This is a genomic window from Mycobacterium sp. TH-M116, assembly GCF_057473685.1.
The window spans coordinates 1-2393 of the sequence record NZ_JBYCLC010000264.1 but is presented as its reverse complement, the minus strand read 5'-3'; the positions used below and the strand labels follow the sequence as shown (position 1 = coordinate 2393).

General features: G+C 70.4%; 2 protein-coding genes. Both read left to right on the top strand.

Annotated elements, in window-relative coordinates:
• Positions 1-1079 (top strand): malto-oligosyltrehalose synthase (locus tag AC2VOK_RS13240; RefSeq protein WP_486944288.1); only part of this gene is annotated, 1079 nt, incomplete at its 5' end.
• Positions 1072-2393: malto-oligosyltrehalose trehalohydrolase (treZ, locus tag AC2VOK_RS13235; protein ID WP_428900881.1), on the top strand; the 1322-nt coding region annotated here is incomplete at its 3' end. The genes AC2VOK_RS13240 and treZ, both read left to right, overlap by 8 nt.

Sequence of the window (2393 nt, the reverse complement as noted above, 5' to 3'; positions counted from 1 at the left end):
GCGGGGGCGAGCCGGCGACCCGGTTGCAGCAGCTGTGCGGCGCGGTGACCGCCAAGGCCAGCGAGGACTGCCTGTTCTACCGCGACCCCCGGCTGGTGTCACTCAACGAGGTCGGCGGTGAGCCGCACCGCTTCGGCGTGGGTGCCGCGGAGTTCCATCACAGCGCCGCCACCCGCGCCCGGCTGTGGCCGCAGGCGATGACCGCCCTGACCACCCACGACACCAAGCGCGGCGAGGACGTGCGCGCCCGCATCGGTGTGCTCTCGCAGGTGCCGTCGCTGTGGACCGAGTTCGTCTCCCGCTGGGAGGTCGCGGCCCCCTCACCCGACCCGGCGACCGGGCAGTTCCTGTGGCAGAACATCTTCGGGGTGTGGCCGGTCGGCGGCCCCGAAAACAAACGGGTCACCGACGAACTGAGGCGGCGGCTGCACGCCTACGCCGAGAAGGCGATCAGGGAGGCGTCCTGGCACACGACGTGGAACGACCCCGACACCGAGTTCGAGGACGCGGTGCACCGGTGGCTGGACACCGTGCTCGACGGCCCGGTCGCCGACCAGCTGACCGAGCTTGTCGCCCAAATCAACTCGCACGCCGCCAGCGACGCGCTGGGCCAGAAGCTGCTCGCGCTGACCGTGCCCGGGGTGCCCGACGTCTACCAGGGCACCGAACTGTGGGACGACAGCCTCGTCGACCCGGACAACCGCCGCCCGGTCGACTATGCCGCCCGCCGGGCCGCCCTGGCAGAGTTGCGGCATCCGAAGCTGCGTGTGGTCACGACGGCACTGCGGCTGCGGCGGTCCCACCCGGAGTGCTTTCTGCGCGGCGCCTACACGCCGGTGCTGGCCGACGGCGAGGCCGCCGAGCACGTCGTGGCATTCCGCCGCGGCGAGGACATCGTGGTCGCGGTGACCCGCTGGACGGTGCGGCTGGCCGAGAGGGGTTGGGGCAACACCGTGCTGCCGCTGCCCGACGGGACCTGGAAGGACACGCTGACCGGCGCCATCGCCGACGGTCCGACGTCAGCCGCCCAACTGTTCGCGGACCTGCCCGTCGCGCTGCTGGAGCGCCTCCATGACTGAATTCCGGCTCTGGGCGCCCACACCCGAGCTGGTCCGGCTCGACGTCGACGGCACGGCGCACCCGATGACGCGCTCGGACGACGGCTGGTGGCATGCGGCCGTCGAGACGGCGCCGGACGCCCGCTACGGCTACCTGCTCGACGACGACACCACGGTGTTGCCCGACCCGCGGTCGCCGTGCCAGCCCGACGGAGTTCACGCGCGCTCACAGTTGTGGGATGCCGCGCGGGCCGCCTGGACCGACTCCGGCTGGTCCGGCCGCCCGGTCGGGGGTGCGGTGATCTACGAGCTGCACGTCGGCACGTTCACCGCCGCCGGCACGTTCGACGCCGCAATCGAACGACTCGACTACCTGGTCGATCTCGGGATCGACTTCGTCGAGCTGATGCCCGTCAACTCCTTCGCGGGCACCCACGGCTGGGGCTACGACGGCGTGTTGTGGTACAGCGTGCACGAACCCTACGGGGGGCCCGACGGCCTGGTCCGCTTCGTCGACGCCTGCCACGCGAGGGGTTTGGGCGTGCTGATCGACGCGGTGTTCAACCACCTGGGTCCGTCGGGAAACTACCTGCCGAGGTTCGGCCCGTACCTGTCCTCGGGCAGCAATCCCTGGGGCGAGAGCATCAATGTCGCCGGAGCCGACTCCGACGAGGTGCGCCGCTACATCATCGGGTGCGCGCTGCGCTGGATGCGCGACTTCCACGCCGACGGGCTGCGCCTGGACGCCGTGCACGCGCTGGTCGACACCACCGCCATCCACATCCTCGAGGAAATGGCCACCGAAACCGATTGGCTGTCAAAGCGATTGGGACGCCCACTGTCGCTGGTCGCCGAAAGCGACCTCAACGACCCGCGGCCGATCACCACCCGGGATAACGGCGGCTACGGGATCAGCGCGCAATGGTCCGACGACATCCATCACGCCATCCACACCGCGGTCTCCGGGGAAAGCCAGGGTTACTACGCCGATTTCGGCGCCCACTCCAATTCGCTGGCAGTGCTGGCCCAGACGCTGCGCCGCGGCTACTTCCACGCCGCGACCTATTCGTCATTCCGGGGCCGCCGCCACGGTCGCCCGCTGGACACGACGACCGTTCCGGCCACCCGGCTCCTCGCCTACACCTGCACGCACGACCAGGTCGGCAACCGGGCCCTCGGGGACCGCCCATCGCAGAACCTGACCGCCGGCCAGCTCGCGGTCAAGGCTGTCCTCGCCATCGGATCGCCCTACACGGCAATGCTTTTCATGGGCGAGGAGTGGGGCGCCTCGACGCCGTTCCAATTCTTCAGCTCGCATCCCGAACCGGAGCTCGC